Origin of the sequence: Paenibacillus sp. 23TSA30-6 (genome assembly GCF_014858585.1) — a bacterium.
GTDB lineage: Bacteria > Bacillota > Bacilli > Paenibacillales > Paenibacillaceae > Paenibacillus.
In genome coordinates this window covers 1-22,696 of sequence record NZ_SLTL01000026.1, presented here as the reverse complement: position 1 = coordinate 22,696, position 22,696 = coordinate 1, and the positions used below count along the sequence as shown (strand labels likewise).

Here is a 22,696-nt window from a genome sequence, read left to right as displayed (position 1 = left end):
GCGATTGTGGATCATAAACTGAACAGGTCAAAAGGCCAGCTCCTGCACTCATATCAGGGGCTGGCCTTTTATGCAAAGAAAAAGGAATGCTGTAGAACTAAAACCATTCACCACTATCTGCACTGATCGATTCTACAGCCAGGTGGAGAGGACGGATGCGTACAGCAGTCGTTTTAAAGCCGGGCATTCGGCAGAACGGATCAAGGTCTGCTCGGGTCGCCCGGTTTACATTTTGCGCCCCGCCCCAATGCATGGGTACGAAGAGCGTGTCTTCACGGATATGTGGCCTGATTCGGCTGCGCACCGTGAAGCTTCCGCGCTGTGAGGTGATTTCTACCCACTCCCCGTCCCTGATATACCAGCGCCGCGCTGTACGTGGATGAATTTCCACAAAGTTTTCAATCTCACGCGCAGCCAGCGACGGACTTCTGCGCGTTTGTACGCCTGTCAAATAGTGAGCCAGCACGCGTCCGTTCGTCAAAATAAGTGGGTATTCCTCTGACGTCTCCTCTCCTGCTTCACGGCTTTCAACCACCGTAAAAACCGCCCTTTGATCGGAAAGAGCAAAACTTTCCCGAAACATCGTATCCATACCCGCTTCGTCCGGAGACGGACATGGCCAATATACCCCTTCCTCACGACGCAACCTGCTGTACGTGATCCCGTAATAATCGGCAGGACCGCCCCGGCTGGCAAATCGCAGTTCTTCAAAGATATGCTCGGCATCTTTGTACGAGAAGTAGCTCCCCTTGTCCAGCCTCGCAGCCATTTGACATAAAATACTCCAGTCATCTCTAGCCTCGCCCGGCGCGGGCCGCGCCGCTTCCCGCAACAGAACACGGCCCTCCAGATTGGTCATCGTCCCCGTATTCTCCAGATAAGATGTTACAGGCAAAACAATGTCGGCCATCTGCGCTGTTTCAGTAAGGAACATATCCGCTACAACCAACAGATTCAGCTTTTTCAGTCCTTCCTCCACCAGTCGGACATTCGGATTAGATACGACAGGATTGGACCCCATCACGAACAGAGCTTGAATTTCTCTCTGATGAACTAGCTCCATCATTTCATAGGCCGACACTCCTTTTCCCGGCAAACTGCCCGGTTCAACTCCCCAGACTGACGCTACATAGGCCCGATCCTCTTGATTCTCAATCGATCTGTAGCCGGGGAGCTGGTCCGCCTTCTGGCCGTGTTCCCGCCCCCCTTGCCCGTTACCCTGGCCCGTGATGGCCCCATAACCGCATCCTTCCCTTCCAATCTTGCCGGTGGCCAGCACCAGATTAAGAAATGCACGTACTGCCATATGTCCATCCGTCTGCTGCTCGACGCCTCTGGCCGTAAAAACGATCCCCGTCCCTACACTGCCAAAGGCACGCGCAGCCTGTCGGATCACCTCCGGCTCAATTCCGCACAGCGCAGCCGAATCGTTCAGATCTACACCGTTCAAATGAGTCAACAGCTGCTCGAACCCGTTAGTCCGCTTGCGGATAAACTCTTCATTCGCAAATCCTTCATCCACGATGACCTTTAGCATGGCATTGGCCAGCACAGCATCCGTACCTGGCTTGATTTGCAGGTGCAGATCGGCGGCCGCCGCCGTTGGTGTCGCGCGCGGGTCAATTACGATGACAAACGCGCCATTTTCCTTCGCCTGGTGAAAATAAGGCATTAACGTCGGTTGACATTCAGCAATATTCGTACCTGCGAGCACAATACACTGAGCTAACGGAATATCTGCCAACCTGCAGGTCAGTCCGCGGTCAACGCCAAACACCTTGCTGCCAGCGGATGCCGCAGCCGACATGCAGAAGCGCCCGTTATAATCGATATAACGCGTACCTACAGCCACTCTGGCAAATTTACCGAGCAAATAAGCCGTTTCATTGGATAGCGAACCTCCGCCGTAAATGCCGATTGCATCGGGACCCTGCGTGGACAGCAGCGAAGAGAATCTGCTAGCTACAGTATCCATCGCCTCTTCCCACGTGACTGGAACAAGTCTGCCCGCTTTGCGCATGAGGGGCTGTACCAGCCTTTCCGCATGAGTTGCATGCTGATGTGCATTCATTCCCTTGATGCACAGCCTACCCTGCGAGGCTGCATTAGGTTTCCCTTCCGCCTTATACACTGTACGGATGATACCCGCGAGTGTCTCCGTACACGTACTAACGGTCATCTTACATTGCACGCTACAAAACGGGCACTGTGTATCCATAACTGCCGGTGCGTGTAGCCCAGCTTCCGGTTTGCCTTCTCCTGACTGACACATAAAGTCTCCCCTCTCCATTCTTCACAACTTTATTGTCTGCACACGCACGAATCGCTACAATTCCTGCTTAACCAGTTACCCTGTCCGCATTGTAGTCGCGCAGGCTGCCCGCCAGTCCACTTCGAAGAGCTGCGTCGAGTACGCTTTCCCGCAGCACCAAAACGTCAGTCCGTTCAATCCACTCCCACATTTTTTCCCCATATCGTGCGTTATGCCGATATATTTGCAAGCAAGCAGTAGCCATTAAGACCGCTTCTTCCGGGTCCTCCTCCACTCCAAGCAGCCGTCCCTGGCGAACCGGATGCTCCGCATGACCACCAGCATAAACCTCCCAGCCTGCTGGCGATCGGGATAGCCCCATGTCGTGGACAAGCACACCTCCGGGATACTCCGGTCCCGGGCAAACTGCAACTGCAATCGGTGACGGCAACGCGCGGCTTCCCCAGACAGCCGACAGCCGTTCTCTCATCCAGGCTACTTCTACCAAAGCCTCGCCGCGCATCAGAATTGGCTTAGAAAGTGTCTGATTCTCGGCATTCAGGCCCATAAAACGCAGACCGACAAAGGCTGGTTCTCCGCCGTGCTGTGCGGCGGACTGGATCGCAACACCTGCGACTAATTGGCTTGACGCAGATCTATCCCGCAACCCGAGAGATTCCAAGTAATAAAGTACAGCCGGACGGCATAATTCACACCCCTGCTGTCTGGTCCAGCCGAGACGGGACACGACTTCCGCTGGAGTCCGACAGACTGCGGCCGCCATAGCCGTCTTAAGCGAATCATGATCGTAATGCGTACATTCGCACACAGGAACAACTTCTTGGGCGGTCGGAGTAACTACAGCTCCGGAAACTGCCGATCGGGACAAAGCATTTTTGACCAGTGCAGCCACCAGCGGTCGACAGCCCCCACAGGAACCGGATGCTTTTGTCCGGCTCCTCACCTCTTCCACCGTCTTTAGCTTATCTGTAGTGATCGCTCGCAAAATAGTCCCCTTGCTCACGCTGTTGCACGCACATACCGTCTCCTCTTCCGGCAGCGCGGCGGCCACTTCCTCCGCTCTGCTCACACCTCTATCTTGTGAAGTAAGCTCTGCAGTCGGTGCGCCGCGCCGCACCATTCCAAGCAGCGAGGTACTTTCCGCCGTATCTCCGAACAAAATAGCGCCGGTGACTGCGCCATTACGCATCATCACTTTTTTGTAAATCCCCCGCATACCGTCATATTCCATCACCGCTGTCTCATTTCCCTCTTCGCGAATGTCTCCTGCTGAAAACACATGGATCCCCGCAACCTTAAGCTGCGCATACGGGACCGACCCTTCATAGGGAGCCGTTTCACGGCCACAAATGACTTTTGCCAACACTTTACCCTGCTCATATAGCGGCGCCACCAGCCCATATGAAATCCCCCGATGCTCAGCGCATTCGCCGACTGCGTAAATACCAGGAATACTTGTGCGCATATAATCATCCACGACAATGGCACGGTTGACTGTCAGACCGCTGTCCTGCACTAATTCGGTATTCGGCCGGATGCCAACCGCCAGCACAACCAAATCCGTTTGCAGTCTCTTTCCGTCCGCAAACATCAGTCCCTGCGCCCTGTTCCGACCCATAATGTTGACTGTTTCCTTTGCCAATTGAAACCGCATTCCCTGTTGCTCCAGCTTCCGTTGCAAAAGCACAGCCGCCGTCCGGTCAAGCTGACGGTTCATAAGATACTGGGCATTATGGACAACTTCGGCTTCCATTCCGAGATTCAGCAGGCCTTGAGCGGCTTCAAGACCCAACAGCCCCCCTCCAATGACTGTGGCCTTCCCGTACGTTTTGGCATATTCAGCCATTGTTTCACAGTCCCCCACATCACGAAAAGCGATGACTCCCTGTTTCCGAGCTCCGGGGATGGGAGGTATGAAAGGCAATGAACCAGTTGCCAGTATGAGAATGTCGTACGGTTCTTTAATGCCCGATTCCGTTTCCACCATACTGGCTGCAATATCAATGCGACAGACACGTTCGCCAGCGCACAGCCTTACTCCGTTCTCTTCATACCAATCCCAGTTATGGGTAATAATATGTTTGAATGAACTTTCACCCTGTAGCATTTTGGACAGGAGCACTCGGTTGTACCCGGGATGTGGCTCTGCACCAAATATCGTGATTTGGAACCGCTCTGGCTCCAGATTGAGTATTTCCTCCACACATTTGATACCTGCCATACCGTTGCCGACGACGACCAGTCTTTTCATCATATTAAACCAGCCCCATTCTCCGAATAAAATAAGACAGAAAAAGCCCTTCTCCATTCATAGGAAAAGGGCACCGTTGCCGTAAATATCGGCACACCGTTGTGCCGATATTTACCTAAGATTAATGAATTGTGAATGTCATGTCAATATTCAATACATAAAATCTGCATTATTGTCTTTTTTTTATTTTTTGTGTTATGTATATTGACATTTGTCGCATCGTTTTTTATAATCTGGATTAAAATCACTCGAACGTGATCGTAACAAGTTGACGCACAATGTGGTGTGTCAGTTACGGCAATGAAGCCGCAAATCGTCCCCAGACACCAGGCAGGGGAGATTCGCGGCTTTTTCACGTTCAAATTACATTTTGCGGACAAAGAACAAAAATAGGAACAGGAGAGATGGAGAATGAACAAAAAAAGTTTCTGGCAAAGCGGACACAAGCCCACCCTATTTGGCTCCTTTCTGTATTTTGATATCAGCTTTATGATATGGGGAATGATCGGACCATTGGCCGTTGTAATTGCTAATGACTATCCAATGGACCCTGTACAAAAAGCCAACCTTGTCGCTCTGCCGGTACTCGGCGGTTCCCTGCTGCGACTCGTACTCGGCTTCATGTCGGATTATATCGGTCCAAAGCTCACCGGGCAGATCGGTATGCTTGTAACAATAATCCCTCTTCTGCTCGGCTGGCTGTGGGTTGATTCGCTGGAGCAGTTGTACCTTGTCGCCCTCCTGCTGGGGATAGCCGGAGCCTCATTTGCAGCTGCGCTGCCGTTGGCTGGTCAATGGTATCCGAAAGAGCATCAAGGCTTGGCTATGGGAATTGCCGGTGCTGGCAATAGCGGTACCGTTCTCGCCACCTTGTTTGCCAACCGCATCGCCCAATATTTCGGTAGTTGGGAGGCCGTTTTCGGATTGGCCATCATTCCGATCCTCATCGTCTTCATTCTATTCAGTCTTTTTGCCCGCAACAGCCCTCACCGCCCAGCACCAAAAAGTCTGTCGCAATATGCTTCGGTGCTCAAACAAGGGGATGCCTGGGTGTTCTGTGCCTTTTACTGCGTGACGTTCGGCGGATTCGTTGGGCTTTCTAATTATTTGACCATTTTCTTCAATACCCAATATGGCCTCTCCGCGGTACATGCTGCCGATTTTGCGACCGTTTGTGTGATTGCCGGGAGCTTCTTTCGTCCTGTGGGTGGCTTTTTGTCTGATCGGATCGGTGGTTCACGCATGTTAATGTACTTGTATGCCGGAGCCGGGATTATGCTCGCCGGCATTGCGTTTTTACCGCCACTTGCCGTGGTAGTCGTGCTGCTGTTCTTAGGCATGATGTGTCTTGGCGCAGGCAACGGCTCCGTATTCCAACTCGTGCCGCAGCGGTTCGGCAACGAAATCGGGCTCATGACCGGCATTGTCGGCGCTGCTGGTGGCATAGGCGGATACTTTCTTCCCCTTATCCTCGGACATCTGTACAAATCAACGGGTTCCTATATGCCGGGCTTCATCTGTCTGAGCCTGATCACTTTCTGCGCCTTTATCCTCGTCATCATAATGCAATTGAAATGGCGTAACAGCTGGATGCGACGCTCTGCTACAGTTACTGATGAAGCCGTCAATCGCATCGGAGAATTAAATGCCTGATGTTCATTAAACATAAAGCTGCGAAGCATTGAATTTTGACCCTCAACCATCCCCATAGCCAAAAAAATAGCTTAACTTCGTTTATATAATTCGTTTATATAAAATGAAGTTTAAGCTATTTTTCATGCACGCTTAATCGAACCACACCTCAAAAAAACTATGATAATTATCACATTTAATCAAGATTTTCCGAAAATATTATGAAAATTAAATGAAATTTTCATTCGAAAAACATTAAAAATCGCTTTCATTTTCATAATTTTTCTTATGTAAACACTTATATAACCATTTTTCACACAACATACTTGTTCACTTGGTTTAAAATAAGGCGTATACTTGTTCACGAATTGTTCAAGGATTAACTAAATGTAATTTTCTAGAAAGAAGGAATTGGAAATGCGTGCTTTTCATTTTACGGAAGACGGATCTATCGAAACCAAATTAACCGGAAAAGATCTACTTGCCAACCCACTGCTGAATAAAGGAGTGGCTTTTACCCTGGAAGAACGGAAACAGCTTGGACTTGACGGTCTCCTTCCTCCTACGATATTAACTATTGAGGAGCAGGTTCAACGGGTTTACGAGCAATTTCAGAGCCAACCGGATAATTTACGTAAAAACGTTGCGTTAAATGATCTTTTTAATCGGAATACCGTCCTTTATTATCGTTTGCTCTCTGAGCACCTAAGCGAAATGCTCCCGATTGTTTATACACCAACAGTCGGCCAGGCCATACAGGAATACAGTCATGAATATCACAAGCCCGGTGGTATGTATCTATCTATTGATAATCTTGCGGGCATTGAAGAGGCTTTTAAGAATTTGAACCTAGGCCCTGATGATATCGACCTGATCGTAGCCACAGATTCCGAGAGTATTTTGGGAATCGGGGACTGGGGAGTCGGAGGTATTAATATCTCTATTGGTAAGCTTGCTGTGTATACAGCTGCTGCTGGTATAGATCCTAGCCGGGTGCTGGCAGTTGTTCTTGATGCAGGTACAAACAACGAGAAGCTATTGGAAGATCCTTTATATATGGGGAATCGTCATAAACGTGTACGTGGAGAACAATATGACCAATTTATTGACACTTATGTTCAAGCTGCACTTTCCTTTTTCCCGAATGCCCTGCTGCACTGGGAAGATCTGGGCAATGTCAACGCACGGAACATTATCAATAAATACGGAAATAGTATTTTGACTTTTAATGATGATATTCAAGGTACTGGAGCGGTTACGCTCGCAGGTGTGATGTCCGGTGTTCAATTGTCCGGAATCCCACTGAGCAAGCATCGGATTCTAGTCTTTGGTCCAGGAGCTGCTGGAATCGGCAATGCAGACCAAATTAGCGCAGCCATGATGCTGGAAGGACTGTCAGAAGCAGAAGCAAGACGTAACTTCTGGGCTTATGATTACCGTGGCCTGCTTACCAACGAAACAGAAGGACTTTTTCCATTCCAGGTCCCTTATGTGCGTGATGTTGCAGAATGCCGTGACTGGGAACATGCTGAAGATGGCAAAATCCCTCTGCTTGAAGTCATTCGCCGCGTGAAACCTACCATTATGATCGGTACTTCCGGTGTTACTGGGGCATTTAGTGAGGAAATCGTTAAAGAAATGGCCAAGCATACAGAACGTCCTATTATTATGCCTATGTCCAACCCGACTCCACTGGCAGAAGCAACTCCGCAAGATTTGATCCACTGGACCGAAGGAAAAGCCCTCATTGCAACAGGAAGTCCTTTTGAGCCGGTGATCTATAACAATATTAAGTTTGAAATTGGGCAATCCAACAATGCTTTCGTGTTCCCGGGTCTTGGTCTTGGCGCAATCGTGGTAAAATCCAAAATTATAACAGATAGCATGTTTGCAGCAGCTGCCCATGCAGTAGCTCAAATGGTTGATTTGACGCAGCCTGGTGCTTCCCTGCTGCCAAAAATCAGCGAGCTGCGTGAAGTGTCTGAAGCTGTAGCCGTAGCAGTTGCAGAGGCTGCGGTTCAGGACGGCGTAGCACGTCACCAGCCCGATGATATCCGCCAAGCGGTTCGGGATGCAATGTGGGACTGCAAGTATAGACCGATCAAACAGAATGGCAAAGAAACTGTCCTGGTTTAAGATTAGCGAACAACGTCAGGTTGTATTTGCATACAAGCAAAGTAATTATTGATTACCCGATGTCCGCCAGCCATTTGGCGGACATCTTCATTGGAGGCGACATTATGGCTACGGTTCATATTTTTATCATTTTAATTCCTATTTTCTTTGTCATTTTAATTGGTTATTTTGCAGGTTTGTTCAAAGCATTTAATCCTGCTTCTTCCAAAGGACTGAATACACTGGTAACCAAATTTGCGTTACCTGCACACTTATTTATTGGTATTACGACGACACCAAGGGAAACATTGATTCAAAAATGGCCTTTTCTGGTCGCCCTGCTTCTTGGGGTTATCGGCTTTTATATCGTATTGCTCGTAGGATATCGCTTAATCGCCAAAAAAGCTCTGACCGAATCCTCCATGTTCGCTTTGAATTCAACTCAGCCTTCTTTTGCGTTTATGGGAATCCCGGTTCTAGGCAGCTTGTTCGGGAGCGCGGCTGTCGCCATCCCGATTGCGATCACTGGCATCGTCGTTAATGCGATTCTTGATCCACTTGCAAGTATTTTAGGAACGGTCGGTCAGCGCAAAACAACAGAAGCGGATGCTAAAGGCAACTTGTTTAAAGTCACCATGAAATCAGTCCTTCACGGACTAAGCGAGCCACTTGCCTGCGTACCGCTGATCGGTGTCGTGCTTACTCTCTGCGGATTCCAAGCTCCGAAGCTGCTACAATCCATGTTTGATCAACTCGGCAATATCACTTCCGGCACAGCCCTGTTTGCCATCGGGGTAACGATTGGTATTAAAAAGATTACGTTCAGTCCTAAAGCACTTAGCATTGCTGTACTGAAAGCCATCGTTATGCCTATTGTCATGCTAGGTATCGCTGTACTCGTAGGGCTGTCCCATGAAGATGTAACCAAAGCTGTACTGCTTGTTGCATTTCCCGGTTCGGCGGTTGCCGCTATGATTGCTACCCGTTATGAAACGCTGGAAACGGAAGCCGCATCTGCTTTTGTCATTAGCTCAGTATTGTCGCTTATTTCACTCCCCCTGCTCATTTCACTTCTTATATAAGTGACAGGAATTTTAGAATCCTCGATGTGATGCAGACCTATACATGATCTTAGGGTGCTCGTTTGTTCCCTAATATCTTATTTTTTAAATATTGTCCAAACAATAAAATAATATAGTCATGCCGACAAGCGGTGGTTTCACAACGTTATTTCGTTGTAAGCTACCGCTTGTTATTCTGTAACCTTTCATCTTTTTTCTCCTTCAAGTCCTATTTATCCCATATGAAAGTGACAAGAATCTTTGTCGGTTTTTGTCACTATATTTCACCAATATGCAACCGATATTCTCCAAATTTAATAAATACCTAACATTTAGAAAGCAAATTGACGAAATATATAAGGGATAGGTTGTATATTAAAAATATATTTTAACTTAAAGGAGAAGAAGCACGTGAAAAACTTGAAGTGGAGTACTATGTCGTTTTTTGGTAAAAATTTATTGATTTCATTCATTAACATCGTATTGATCGGTGCGATTCTCATCACATCCAGCTACATACTTCAAAAGAATATTCTCACCACACAGCTGCAAGACCAGGTTAAGGTGTTAACCAAAAAATGGGCACAAGATGTCGATAAAACACAAGTACAACAAGCCTTGACTGAAAAAGATTATAATGGCACTGTTCAGCAAGATTTACGCAAATTTCTCGACTCCATTCACACGTTTTATCCTAACGTTGCCCAAGCTTACATATTTGGTACAGAGTTAAAAGAAGGAGACCAAACCTCCATTATTGGCGTTCCCACAAATCTAGTTCAACCATTCCAAGATTCCAAAATGAACATAGGGGATATGTATCCTCTTCCTACCGCAAACGTAAAGGCCGTAAATGAAATGCTAAAGTCGAAAGAATCGGCGTTGAGCAGCTTTTACACCGACGATTATGGCACATGGACTACCATTGTTTATCCCATTACAGATGCAAGCGGTAAAATTACGAGCGGCATCTACTTTGACGTAGACGCAAGCTCGGTACCTGCCGGACTTCACAAACTGCTTTTATACGGTGTATCCCTGCTCATTCTGTTCCTTGCTATTTTCTTAACCATTCAATATTTGCTTATAAAACGTACCCTTTCCCCGATTCGCAGCTTGATGAAGGGCATTGAAGAAGTCAGCGAGGGCAATCTGAATGTTAGCATCAAAACAGGTCAGGATGACCTTGGCATTATCAACCAAAAGTTTAATACCATGATCAAACGTATTAACGATACGATGGTAAAAGTACAAGATACGACGCAAGAAGTTACGGAATCGGCTCAGGAGCTGCTAAGCATTAGCGAACAGAACAGTAACAATACGAATGTTATTAACAACAATATTCAGGAAATAACCCAAGGACTTGAATCCCAAGATCACGCAGCACTTGAAAGCTCCAGAGCTATGAATGAAATGTCTACGGTTATCCAAACCATTGCCGAAAGTTCCTCCTCCGTAGCAGATCAAGCTTATTCCATGGAAAAACGTTCGGTTGAAGGCAATCAGGTAGCCCAAAAGCTATCAACTCAAATGGATTCTATCTCCACTACAATAGAAAGTACAGTTGATTCCGTTAATGCGCTACAAAACCGATCTAACGAAATCAGTAATATCGTAAGCATCATTACAGGTATTGCCAGCCAAACGAACCTGCTTGCACTGAACGCTTCTATTGAAGCTGCCAGAGTCGGTGAAGAAGGCAAGGGTTTTGCAGTAGTAGCGGGAGAAGTGCGTAATTTGGCTGAGCAATCTCAAGAGTCCGCCAAACAAATTGCAGAGCTTATTGAAGAAATTCAAAAGGAAATTGAACAAACCGTAAAAGGCATGAGTCTAGGTACAAAAGAAGTTCACATCGGGCTGGAAGTTACGAAGCAGACAGGCGAAATGTTCTCTGAAATTTTACATGCGGCTAATAAAGTATCGTCACAAATTCAGGAAGTATCCAGTGCGACGGAGCAGATTTCAGCCAGTACGCAGGAAATGTCAGCAACCTCTGACGAGCTGTCATCGACGGTAAGCAAAACAGCAGACAGCAGCAAACAGATTGAGCACACCATTGGAGAACAGGCTGAGTCGATGGCTTCTATCGTCAAAGCTTCCGACAAGCTTACATTGATGTCCGGGGAGTTGGAAGAGCTTATTTCATTCTTCAAGGTAAACCGGAAATCCTAACAATCTACCTTAAATAAGCCAACGAAAACAAAGAACCTCTATTCTGCACATTGTGCGGATTAGAGGTTCTTTGGCATACTCGTACGTACTCTAGTTTATAAAGCCTTCCAGCGCTGAGGTCGGCTTACCGTCAGCCTGCCAAGCACCTTTGTTATAACCCTGATTATAACCTGGGGTTGCAGCCGGTTCCCAATAAAATACCCCCAAGCCTTTGCCGCCCGCGATACTACGAACCTTCGTTTTGATATCGGCAATAAATGCCTTGGAAGTTGCAGGTTCATTATATTCCATTCCGATTTCACTGATGACAATGCCTTTACCGTATTTTGCAATAAGGTTATTGGCATTGGTAATCGTCTGATCCACCGTGCCCTTCCAGTCAGAAGGAGACGGATATAGAGACAGCCCAATGAGGTCGAACTGAGCTCCATTTTCAATCAGTCCACCAATATTCCAGTTTAAAACGGAACTGTTATCCCCGTTAGCTAAATGTACGATTGTCTTGGTACTACTGCTTACCGATTTTACAGCGTTATTCCCCGTATTGACGAGCCACGCATAGTTTTTCATATTCACCGAGGCTTTGCCGTCATCCCAGAGCATTCCGTTGTTCGTCTCATTGCCGATTTGCACCCAGTCCGGTGTCACACCCTTGCTTTTCATTGTATTCATAACATAGACTGTATGGGACCAGACCGCATCCATGAGTTGTGTAAATGTAAAATTGCGCCATGCGTAAGGCTTATTCTGCTGTCCGGGATCTGCCCAGGAATCGCTATAATGCAGGGTTAACATAACGCTCATGCCCAATTTTTTAGCTCGTTGCGCCAGTTCTGCTGCTTTTTCGGCATTCATGTATCCGCTTGCATAATCCTTCATGTCAGGATTCACCCAAACCCGGATACGCACCGAGTTGATCTGATAATCATCCCGCAAAATTTGCAGTACATCCCGACGGACACCCTTTTTATCCTTCCAGTTCATACCTTGCGCTTCCATTCCTGCTACCCAGCTTATATCTGCTCCTTTGGCAAAAGCAGGGGCGGCCGAAGCCGCACCACCTCCCACAGAGCCAAATGGATACAAAAAGCTGGATAACAAGATCAACATCGCAAATACCATAGTCCGTTTACTTGTTTTCATAAGTCATCCCCCATCTGAATTGTGTACTCCTCATTGCTTCTGACAAATCTACCAGATCCCTCATTCGGGAAAACGTCAGCCATCACACTCTATACTCTTTCCGATTTACTCCGCTCTGTCTTTAGTACCTTAACAGCATAGGCATCCAATCGAACCTTGCCGTCTTCTACCACATGATTTTCGAGCATATCCGCATAAATTCGTCCATCTAGCCTAATCTCTTGCGGCTCATGAGTGAAATTCAGTATGAAAATATAATCATGAACTCCATCGGTACGAATCGCCGTATTCACTCCATGCGGCAACTGAACATCGAGTGCTTTACTAATTCCTGCGCCATCAATCAAACTTCTGTAAAAATGACTGTTGAACGATCCCGTGTTGCGTGAAGCGATGTAATAAGCTTTTCCCTGTCCCAAGCGGTTCACCGTCAAGGCTGGGCGTCCTGCATAAAAGTCTGAACCGTATACAGCCAGTACCTCTGCACCTTCCGTATGAATGAGATCGCACAATTCCACAGCCTCATACTCACCGTGCAGATCCAACTCATTGCCTTTAACTGGCAAAATATGATTACGGTCGTGATCATGCAGCCCGTCAATCTCTTCCGACCAGATCCCAAGCGTCTTACGAAGCGGCCCAGGAAAGCCTCCAAGAAAGCACAAATCATGTTCATCCACGATACCTGACCAATAGGTTGCTACGAAAACGCCGCCATTTTCAACAAACTTCTGTATACGCTCCCCCACACCGCTGCGGACCATATACAACATCGGAGCTACCAAAAGTTTGTATTTGGAGAAATCTGCATCCATATGAATAACATCTACGGGCACTCCCTGCTCCCAAAGTGCCAAATAATGCGCTTCAGCTGTCTCCTCATATTTCACACCCTTGTTGCGTGGTCCCTGTGAATCGTTGATTCCCCAACGGTTCTCCCAGTCAAAAATGACTGCGGCCTCCGCCGGTACAGAAGTACCGATAACCTCCTCCAATTTTTCCAGCGCATTGCCGACCTCTGTCACATCTCCGAATACACGAGTGTGCTCATGTCCCACATGATCGACGACTGCACCATGCAGCTTTTCACTCGAACCGCGGCTTTTCCGCCACTGAAAATATTGAACGGTGTCTGACCCATGTGCCACAGCCTGTAAAGACGATAGCAGATGCATTCCTGGTCGCTTCAGCTTGCTTACGTCTTGCCAGTTCGTCAAACTCGGCGTACTCTCCATCAGCATCCAAGGCTTGCCTCCCTTGATTGAACGAATAATATCGTGCATCATGGCCACTTTAGCAGCCTGACGGCTATCATCTCCCCCACGGTCATGCCACGTTGGATAGCTGTCCCAGGATACAACATCGAGCAGATCAGCAAACTTCCAGTAATTCAATCCTTCAAAAAACTCCATCAGATTTGTGGTGACTGGAAGCGCCGGGTTTGCAGCCTTGAGCGGTATAATCTCATGTTTGATAAAATCTGCGGTCTGATCAGTCACAAAGCGTCTCCAGTCCAAATTCATAGCATGGACCTGCGTTTCACCGTGAGGGGCCGGAGATTCGATTTGGCTCCAATCCGTAACCGTATGACTCCAAAAGGTCGTCCACCATGCGTGATTAAGCTTATCCAGCGTGCCGTATTTATCCTTCACCCAGGTACGAAATGCCTCCTGACAATAATCACAGTGGCAATCCCCACCAAATTCATTGGAAATATGCCAACCAATGACAGCCGGATGATTCGCATAGCGCTCGGCCAGCTTTGTATTCATGATGCCTACTTTTTCCCGGTATACAGGTGACGTAGAACAGTGGTTATGGCGGACCCCGTGCAGGTTGCGGACACGGTTAGCCTCCACACGTAGCACCTCTGTATATTTTTGTGACATCCAGGCAGGTCTAGCTCCACTAGGAGTAGCTAAAAACGCATATATTCCGTTCTCGGCAAACGAATCCAGGATACGGTCCAGCCATTCAAACGTAAATACGCCTTCCTCAGGCTCCAATGAAACCCATGAGAAAATACCGACAGACATCACGTTACATTTGGCTAGTTTCATTAGACGGATATCCTCCGCTAACACCTCAGGGTAATGCTGCCATTGCTCCGGGTTATAGTCCGCTCCATGCAGCATACGTGGAACTCGCTCACTAATGGGAGGGTACTTGATTATGTTTTGATTCGTCACTATAAATCATCTCCTTCTATGAATTCTATTACTCTTTGACGGAACCTAGCGTCATACCTTTAACAAAATACTTTTGTAAAAATGGATATACAATGAGAATAGGCGCTGCACCAATGAAAATTTGCGCTGCATTAACCGTCGTTTGAGAAAGTAATTCCATCTCTTTGGGACTCATGCTCATGGAACTCATGTCCTTCTGAATAATTACAGTTTGCAGGAACGTCGCCAGCGGATAATCCTTTGCATTGCTCAAATAGAGCAGACCGTCAAACCAGGAGTTCCAATGAAATACCATACTAAACAGCGCAATCGTAGCAATGGAAGGCATGGATATCGGTAAAAAGATACTAAACAATGTCCGAAAATGTCCTGCTCCGTCGATCAATGCGGCCTCTTCCATCTCTTTGGGAATTCCTCTAAAAAAGTTCAACATAAGGATTACCAAAAATGTATTGACCGCTCCCGGCAAAACAAGTACCCAAAAGCTGTCCATGAGATGAATCTTTTGAATAACCATATAGAATGGAACCAAACCGCCGTTAAAAATCATACTGAATACGAACAGCCATGAATAGACGTTTCGGCTTCTGAATACAGATGTCTCTTTTGAAAGTGGATAAGCAGCCAAGAAGGTAATCAGCAGCGTTAAGCCAGTTCCCAGCACGGTCCGGAGAACAGAAATCCAGATAGAGTGCAGAAAAATAGGATTATTCATCGTCTTTTTGTAGGCTTCTAATGAAAATTGCACCGGCCACAGTCCAACCAGATTGGCGTCTGCTGCTGATTTAGCACTAAATGATACCGCCAACACATGAATCAGCGGAACGATACACATGATGGACAAAATCACAAGCAAGCAAATATTAAACACATTGAAGATGCGGTATGGCGTTGTTTTATGATACATGACTCTCCCTCTTTCAGCCTCGTGGAATCAAAATATGCGGTAACCTGCCCATTTGTAAGCAAGTCGATAAGATATCAGAATGAGAATCATACTGATAACGGATTTGAACAAGCCGATAGCAGTAGCAAAGCCCATTTCCCCATTGATTAACGCTGTTCGGTAGACGAATGTGTCAATAATATCGCCTTTTTGGTAAACCAGCGGATTATAAAGGTTGAAAATCTGGTCAAAACCGGCATTCAGAACATTGCCCAGTGCAAGCGTTCCAACAACGACTACCATCGGAATTAACGAAGGTACAGTGATGTGTAGCGTCTGTCTCCAGCGGCTCGCTCCATCCATTTCAGAAGCCTCATACAACGAAGGATTAATACCCGCAAGTGCAGCGAGAAATACGATAGTGTTGTAGCCGAACTCCTTCCATATATCCGATACAATGACTGTAAACCGAAACCAGTTATTATCTCCCAGAAAAAAGATAGGCTGGATCCCGAAACTACCGAGAATACGGTTCATAAATCCATCTGTAGCCAACAGATCAATCAGAATTCCGCCCAAGATTACCCACGACAGAAAGTGTGGCAGATAAACCAGTGTCTGAATGGATCGCTGTAGTCCGACCTTGCGAATTTCATTCAGCAGTATAGCAAAAACAAACGGAACCACCAGATTGAAAAACATCTTTAACACAGCAATAATTAGCGTATTCCAGACGACTTGAAGACTGTCCTCCCGTTGAAACAAAAAGCGGAAATTATCCAGTCCAACCCACTCGGAACCAGTTATGCCTAGCCAAGGCTTGTAATTTTGAAAGGCCATCACGATGCCGCCCATCGGAATGTAGCTGAATACAATTAAGAAAATGATGGCTGGCAGCAGCATGATATGAAATGGCCACGTACGTTGCAGACTTCTCATTGCAGTTCCTCCTGTAACTCTCATGGTATACTTCAATTATAAAAGCGTTTTCGCTGTCCCAACAGTTCAAAAAACCAACATACATGGCACAAAAGCAATCATTTTTCAAGCTCGCCAAACGAATAAAACTTTTTTTCAAACACACCATGATAGCGCATTCATTTCCACTCGATACGGGTGAAGCTGTAGTAAAAAGGCTGCCCACCTCGGGACAGCCCTCCTACTCTGTTACAACATCATTGGTTTTTACTTTTCGACGCTTTTATACCATTCGTTTACTTCATTTGTAATTTGTTCGCCACCAGCTGTTTTCCACGTCTGTACAAAGGTATCAAAAGCAGAGATCGGCTGCTTGCCATAAATAATTTCATTGAAGGTCTGACTTTCAATCTTATCCAGATAGTCCTTTTTAGCCTTCATGGTTGGCGTAGTAGGGCCTGTGAACTGATCTTTCATGGAGATATCCTTCTGTTCCATAAGCACTTTGGCAGCTGCGGGAGTATCTTTCCCGTAGTTCACCATTACATCTTTCTCCAGACGGGTCTTCGGTTCTGCGCCGTTAGCTAAACTTAACAAAGCCTTCATTTGGGCATCAGGTATACGCGCACCATCACGAACCAGCAAATAACGAAAAGAGTTTACATAACCGCCTGGTATTTTATCGATAGACATTAGCTTTCCGCCCGCATCTAAATCATAATCGTAGCCCTTAAACAGCCCATTCGACAAATCGCCGTCCGGTTTGGCATTAGCATAATGGTCAAACAAATAATTTTGATAAGTGAAAAAAGCTTCAGGATGCTGCATTTGTTTGTTGATTAATATAACACCATTGGTATATTGCGTTCCGTGACGCATGGCTTTATTGTCAGGACCCGCTGGAATCTTGATCGGCTTCCACACGGCACCCGGCGCATTTTTGACTGTATCCTGAAGCGGCCAGCCGCTCATCCAATATGGCCCAGGGATCATACCGGCTGTTCCTGCGACTGTAGGTTCTGCCGTTTTATTTTCATCCCACAATGCTGCTTCCTGAGGGATATATCCCTTTTTGAGCCACTCGCTCAGCTTTTGCAAACCCGGCTTCATGCCAGGCTGCACGGAGCCATATTCCAAACTGCCATTCGTGCCTTTGTTCCACTGCTGGGGTAGTGTGCCATATGCCCCGAAAATCCAGGACGGGTCACCCATCCAAGTATTCATGGATGTTTTGAAACCGATGCTGAGCGGAATCACTTTGTTCGGAGCCAGTCCGTCCGGATTTTTATTTTTAAAGGCATCCATCACTTTTTCCAGATCATCCATCGTCTCAGGAGCCTTCATGCCCAGCTTATCCAACCAATCTTGTCGTATCCACAATACATAATCATGGTTATAGGCGAAATCAAGCACAGGAATACCCATTTTCTTACCATCTCGGCTATACTGATTCCATACGTTCGTATCCTGATTCATCGCCTGCTTCCAGGAATCCGAAGCGTACTTGTCAAACAACGGACCAGCCTCTGCAAACATACCGGAATCGATCATGTCCTGTGCCAGTTGCTCATTCTCCGTCCCCAATACAACGACGTCCGGCATCTCCTGACCGGAGGACATAGCCAATCGCAGCTTCGTAGCAAATGCGCCATTCGTATCTGTGACGGACCAGAGTGATTTGATATTAATACCGAATTTCTCTTTAGCCCATTTTGTTGCAATATTATTTTCGATAGATTCACCATTTTTAAATTTTAAGGCGGGATCTACACCCCATACCGTGGAAATTGTGACTTCTGGATTGTATTTTTCTTTGTATGCGTTTTCAGTTTTAGCTGTGCTATCCGTATTCCCATCATTTCCCGCACCTGAGCAGCCCACAAGGCCAACTCCTAATACCATAGTTGCGGCGAGCAACGACAACAACTTTTTTTTCGAATGAACTCGCATACTGTTCCCCCTCTAAAAATCATTTTCTACTCTTTTATTATAAGAGGGCTTTTCTTCGCAGCCTATGTCACAAAATAAATATTTCTGCACCTTTCCCAACTGATCTTTACTATTCTCTTCTTGGTCTCATCTTTACTGGTCCCGAAATTCATGTGGAGTCATTCCGTAATGCTTTTTGAACATCTTACTGAAATATTGGGGATTCTGATAGCCCAGTTCCGTCGTAATTTCATATATTTTTTTGTTGGAATATTTGAGTAAATAAAGAGCCCGCTCCATTCTCATTCGGATGATATAGTCACCCAGACCTTCTCCGGTTTCAGCTTTATAAATTTTAGACAGATAGACTGGATGTAGATAAACTTGATCGGCAATCGTCTTAACAGACAGCTCCTGACCTTTATCCTGGGAGATGAGCTCCTGAACCTGCTTGACCACATAGCTTTTAGCGCTTTGCTCGCTTGCGGACCATTCAGATTTAAGTTTGTTCATCATTGAAAATATCCACTCTTTGAGGTGGCGGAACGAATGAACCATTTTCTGCGCATGTAACGGATCGAAGCCTACTTGGTCCATCTGTGTAATGAAAAGTCCTTGTTTGTGCGCTGTATACATAAAGGCGCTCGTCACCGAAATAAACAGCTCATATAAATGTTCGCGGGTATATCCCGCTTCTTCTATCTTCCCAAATACACGGTTTATTTTCGCTTCGGCCTCCTCCCATTGTCTGGACTCCAGAAGATGGGTCAGCGTTGGGTGCACATATAGTCCCTCCAGCAACTTGGCTGAACTGTGCGGCTGTTCTGGCTGCTCATCCACAAATAGCAACGTATCCGTCTCCTTCTGTTGGTTCCAGTATAAGGATCTTATCGCTGTCTGATATGCCTTAGGCAGTTCCTCCGGGAACATAAACCAACCAGTTACCGTGACGTAAATTTCCCCTTTCAAGTAATTGCTCACATTTTTTCGAAAGGTTTCGATAGTCTCCCGCAAAATACTACTATGCTCGTTCATACTAATTTCTGTTATTCGCTTCATATCATGCTGTTCTGGGGCATAATCTGATTCTTCTTCATGATGCATACTATACTTTTCCCGATTGTTATTCGAATTTGCTTCTATTAATACAATTAAGCAATCATGTGGCGCTTTACAGTGCCACACGTGAAAATCGGGTGCGAACACTTCTTCGGCAATATTTCCAATCGCATACTCAATTAAGGATACTGAATGATAATCCATATCAGAAAAATGCTTCCCTAGCTGAATAAGCAGCATACTGGCAGGATGTCCCGTGCGTAGCTTGATCTCGTACTCGGACATTTTGCTCTCTATTTTTTGTACAGGCAAATCACGCCCGAGTAGCAAATCGTGCATTAAATGGGTCCGCAGCACACCAAAATCGTTCCTACGGCTATATTGTAATTGATGAACCTTGTCAAATGCTTCCCATTCTTCCTTTAGCGAATCCATGGCGGCTGACACACATTTGATAAACTCTTCATCATCCACCGGCTTTAAAATGTAATCAAAAGCCTTAAGCTGGAGCGCTTTTTTAGCATATTCAAAATCGGCATAGCCTGTCAGTAACAAACTTCGGATATGCGGCCATCGCTCGTTTACCTCAACAATCAACTCCAGTCCCGTCATGCCGGGCATACGAATATCCGTAACCAGAATATCAATATCGTACGCTTCCAGCACATCCACTGCTGCTAATGCGGAAACCGCTTGATGAACCCTCTCGATGCCTAGCGTCTGCCACGGAATGGTAGCTGCCAGACTTTCTGTTACATAACTCTCATCATCTACTAGTAATATCTGAACCATCTGGTCCCTCCGTTTTAACTATATTCGAATTTGGCGAAGGCTCAATTAAACCATTCGCATGCTCTCCTTCTGTTGAGAGCGACCATTTTAAAACCGCACGCAATCCTCCTAATGGAGACAAAGAGAATTCCAGTCCGGCATCTTCTCCAAAATGTAATCGCATGCGTTGATGCACATTCCACAAACCGTATCCATGATCCTCTTCCACAGGCTTGTCAAGCGTCGATGTCAGGGAAGTTATAGCCTCTCTACTCAAACCGAGTCCGTTATCATCCACAATCAGGTACATATACGAGCCAACACGCTCGGTTAAAATATGAATTATACCATCCTCTGCTTGAGGCTCTATCCCGTGCAGCACCGCATTTTCCACCAGTGGCTGCACTACAAGCGGCGGAATCAGCAGACTGCTGGCCTGCGAAGAAACATGAATTAAGAACGTTAGCCTTGGCATACGCATCTGCTGTATGTTCAAATAATATTGAACAAACTCGACTTCCTCTGACAATGGAACCAAATCCCGCTCCTGTCTTGTTGTATATCGATAATACCTGGATAAATTATGAGCCATGGCCACGACCGCCTCATGATTGCGCAGCTTCGCCATACTTGTAATAAACGAAAAACAATTATAAAAAAAATGAGGATTGATTTGTGACTGGAGCTGCTTTAGTCGCGCTTCCTTGACATGTAGCTGCTCAACATACACCTTCTCAAACAGCTCCTGAATCTGTTCGACCATCAGATTGAATTGACTAGACAGGAAGGCAAACTCGTGACTCCCCCTTACACTTAATCGAACAGCATAGTCTCCATCCTTTAATCTCCGAAATGCCTGCACAAGCTGAAGAATCGGCACCTGTACCTGTGAATGAAGCAAGTAAGCGCCAATCAAGCCTACCAGCAGCGAGCCAACAACAGTTATATAAAACAGTCGATTCGATGAGTAAATCGGAGACATCATATCGGACAAAGGCATGTAATCAATCAAATACCAACCAGTCGTTTGCGAAAGAACGGCATGAACCAGGTAGCTTTCTTCTCCAATTTTCACGGTCAGATTATCAACTTCATGAAGTCCCATTTTTTCCAATTTTGAAATCAGATTTCCAGACAGCTCTTCATTTGCAGTACGATTATAGATCACTCCTACGCCTTTTTTATAATAAAAAGGCTCCTTTCGACCATCACCTTTGAAGCGGTCAAGCATGTCCTGAATATTACTGCTGTCAAATTCAACCTTAATAATCGTGTTAGCGGTTTCTGGATTACCGAGTGAAGAAAACGGGGATAATGTATACAATGAAAATATAAATTGGTCTTTCCCGTATGATCTTTTTTTGGATACCTGCCAGCCGTCTTTTATCAGTTGATTTAGTTTTTTCTGATCATATAAACCTGCCCCATTCTCCGATACAACCCGTCCGAGCGAAGGTGAATAAATACTCAGACTGGTTCTCCAATTCGATGAGCTTTCCTGAAGTCCGAGCTTGGTTTGGATCCGTTTGACAAGGTTAATGCCATCCAGATTGAGAACCTTGTCCTTTAAAAAAATCGCTTGAAAACTGGCTACATCAGGGTCATGAATCAGCAGATGCGGCCAGGAGGAAATCATTTCAATATTCGTATTCACCTGATTTTGAAAAAAAGTCAACTGGTTATAATTTGACTGATTTAGTTCCTCACGTAACACGCCTGTCGTTGTCTGATTAGAATAGACATACAGGATTAGCACAGGTATAAGCAATACGATAATGATCGAGAGAATTTTAGTATAAAAATTAAATTTAAACATGATTTCTACACATCCTCTGCACAAAAAAACAGGCATACTTAAATGGTATGCCAGAGCCCTGACCTTCGTTGCCGTCAGTACATACTATACATTATCAATGGTTGGCGGTGATAATATGTTTGATGCTAAGCAAATGGAATGGTTTAATCAACTATCCGCGGAAGACTTGGCCATTTTAGGTGCCGGCTTCAATACACTAGGTGATTTTTTTGATTTTCTGGCGTTAATTAAGGCCAGACAGGAAACAGCCCAAAGTAATAAAAAGTAACAGCACTATTTCACAACAAATTTCACACGAGCTCCATCCTCATACTCATCCAATTGGTGACTGACCCATGATCCTGCCCCACGATTATCCTTAGGGGCTATGTATTTGATATTTGCACCTTTGCCACCTTCTGAGTAGGATAAGCGCCCAGCGCCTTTCTGTATTACTACAGTAGGTTTCCAAACGCTCTCCTCCGAACCGTACGTACACC

At 46.0% G+C, this 22,696-nt stretch carries 14 protein-coding genes and 1 pseudogene; 5 read left to right on the top strand and 10 right to left on the bottom strand.

Annotated elements, in window-relative coordinates:
* Positions 1–97: 97 nt before the first annotated feature.
* Together nasC and nirB are read right to left on the bottom strand one after the other, a co-directional pair.
* Positions 98–2,272 carry an assimilatory nitrate reductase catalytic subunit NasC gene (nasC, locus tag E0698_RS20430; RefSeq protein WP_192512748.1) on the bottom strand — a complete coding sequence of 725 codons (2,175 nt, stop codon included), beginning with the start codon at positions 2,270–2,272 and terminating at the stop codon, positions 98–100.
* A gap of 67 nt (positions 2,273–2,339) precedes the next feature.
* Positions 2,340–4,526 carry a nitrite reductase large subunit NirB gene (gene nirB / locus E0698_RS20425; RefSeq protein ID WP_192512747.1) on the bottom strand — a complete coding sequence of 729 codons (2,187 nt, stop codon included), beginning with the start codon at positions 4,524–4,526 and terminating at the stop codon, positions 2,340–2,342.
* Positions 4,527–4,934: 408 nt separating this feature from the next.
* Between nirB and E0698_RS20420 the strand changes: the two genes are divergently transcribed.
* The 4 genes from E0698_RS20420 (at position 4,935) to E0698_RS20405 (ending at position 11,506) form a co-directional block, all read left to right on the top strand.
* Complete coding sequence (locus E0698_RS20420; protein WP_134913558.1) at positions 4,935–6,176, top strand: nitrate/nitrite transporter; 1,242 nt, start codon at positions 4,935–4,937, stop codon at positions 6,174–6,176.
* A 396-nt stretch (positions 6,177–6,572) separates the two neighbouring features.
* The gene (locus E0698_RS20415) at positions 6,573–8,291 is read left to right on the top strand and encodes an NAD-dependent malic enzyme (protein WP_192512746.1); all 1,719 of its coding nucleotides are present in this window, start codon (positions 6,573–6,575) and stop codon (positions 8,289–8,291) included.
* A gap of 104 nt (positions 8,292–8,395) precedes the next feature.
* Entirely contained in the window at positions 8,396–9,352 is a 957-nt protein-coding gene (locus E0698_RS20410) for an AEC family transporter (protein ID WP_192512768.1), read from the top strand.
* Between the two features lie 390 nt (positions 9,353–9,742).
* A complete protein-coding gene (locus E0698_RS20405) occupies positions 9,743–11,506 on the top strand; it encodes a methyl-accepting chemotaxis protein (RefSeq protein ID WP_192512745.1) in 1,764 nt (587 codons plus the stop codon).
* Positions 11,507–11,596: 90 nt separating this feature from the next.
* Here E0698_RS20405 and E0698_RS20400 read toward each other — a convergent pair whose 3' ends face one another.
* The 7 genes from E0698_RS20400 to E0698_RS20370 form a co-directional block, all read right to left on the bottom strand.
* Entirely contained in the window at positions 11,597–12,649 is a 1,053-nt protein-coding gene (locus tag E0698_RS20400) for a glycoside hydrolase family 53 protein (protein ID WP_192512744.1), read from the bottom strand.
* Between the two features lie 89 nt (positions 12,650–12,738).
* Complete coding sequence (locus E0698_RS20395; protein WP_192512743.1) at positions 12,739–14,838, bottom strand: beta-galactosidase; 2,100 nt, start codon at positions 14,836–14,838, stop codon at positions 12,739–12,741.
* Between the two features lie 28 nt (positions 14,839–14,866).
* The gene (locus E0698_RS20390; protein WP_192512742.1) at positions 14,867–15,745 is read right to left on the bottom strand and encodes a carbohydrate ABC transporter permease; all 879 of its coding nucleotides are present in this window, start codon (positions 15,743–15,745) and stop codon (positions 14,867–14,869) included.
* 27 nt (positions 15,746–15,772) lie between these two features.
* Positions 15,773–16,663 carry an ABC transporter permease gene (locus tag E0698_RS20385; protein WP_029517681.1) on the bottom strand — a complete coding sequence of 297 codons (891 nt, stop codon included), beginning with the start codon at positions 16,661–16,663 and terminating at the stop codon, positions 15,773–15,775.
* A gap of 246 nt (positions 16,664–16,909) precedes the next feature.
* On the bottom strand, positions 16,910–18,592 hold the full coding sequence (locus E0698_RS20380) for an extracellular solute-binding protein (RefSeq protein ID WP_192512741.1): 1,683 nt from the start codon (positions 18,590–18,592) through the stop codon (positions 16,910–16,912).
* A 132-nt stretch (positions 18,593–18,724) separates the two neighbouring features.
* On the bottom strand, positions 18,725–20,422 hold the full coding sequence (locus E0698_RS20375) for a response regulator transcription factor (RefSeq protein ID WP_192512740.1): 1,698 nt from the start codon (positions 20,420–20,422) through the stop codon (positions 18,725–18,727).
* A complete protein-coding gene (locus E0698_RS20370; RefSeq protein ID WP_192512739.1) occupies positions 20,397–22,217 on the bottom strand; it encodes a sensor histidine kinase in 1,821 nt (606 codons plus the stop codon). The genes E0698_RS20375 and E0698_RS20370 overlap by 26 nt, the downstream gene beginning before the upstream one ends.
* Between E0698_RS20370 and E0698_RS20365 the strand changes: the two genes are divergently transcribed.
* Entirely contained in the window at positions 22,216–22,485 is a 270-nt protein-coding gene (locus E0698_RS20365; RefSeq protein ID WP_192512770.1) for a hypothetical protein, read from the top strand. The two genes, E0698_RS20370 and E0698_RS20365, sit on opposite strands and share 2 nt — an antisense overlap.
* A gap of 5 nt (positions 22,486–22,490) precedes the next feature.
* On the opposite strand, the pseudogene E0698_RS27075 reads toward E0698_RS20365, so the two are convergent.
* Positions 22,491–22,696, bottom strand: a pseudogene (locus tag E0698_RS27075) (hypothetical protein); the annotation flags it as partial.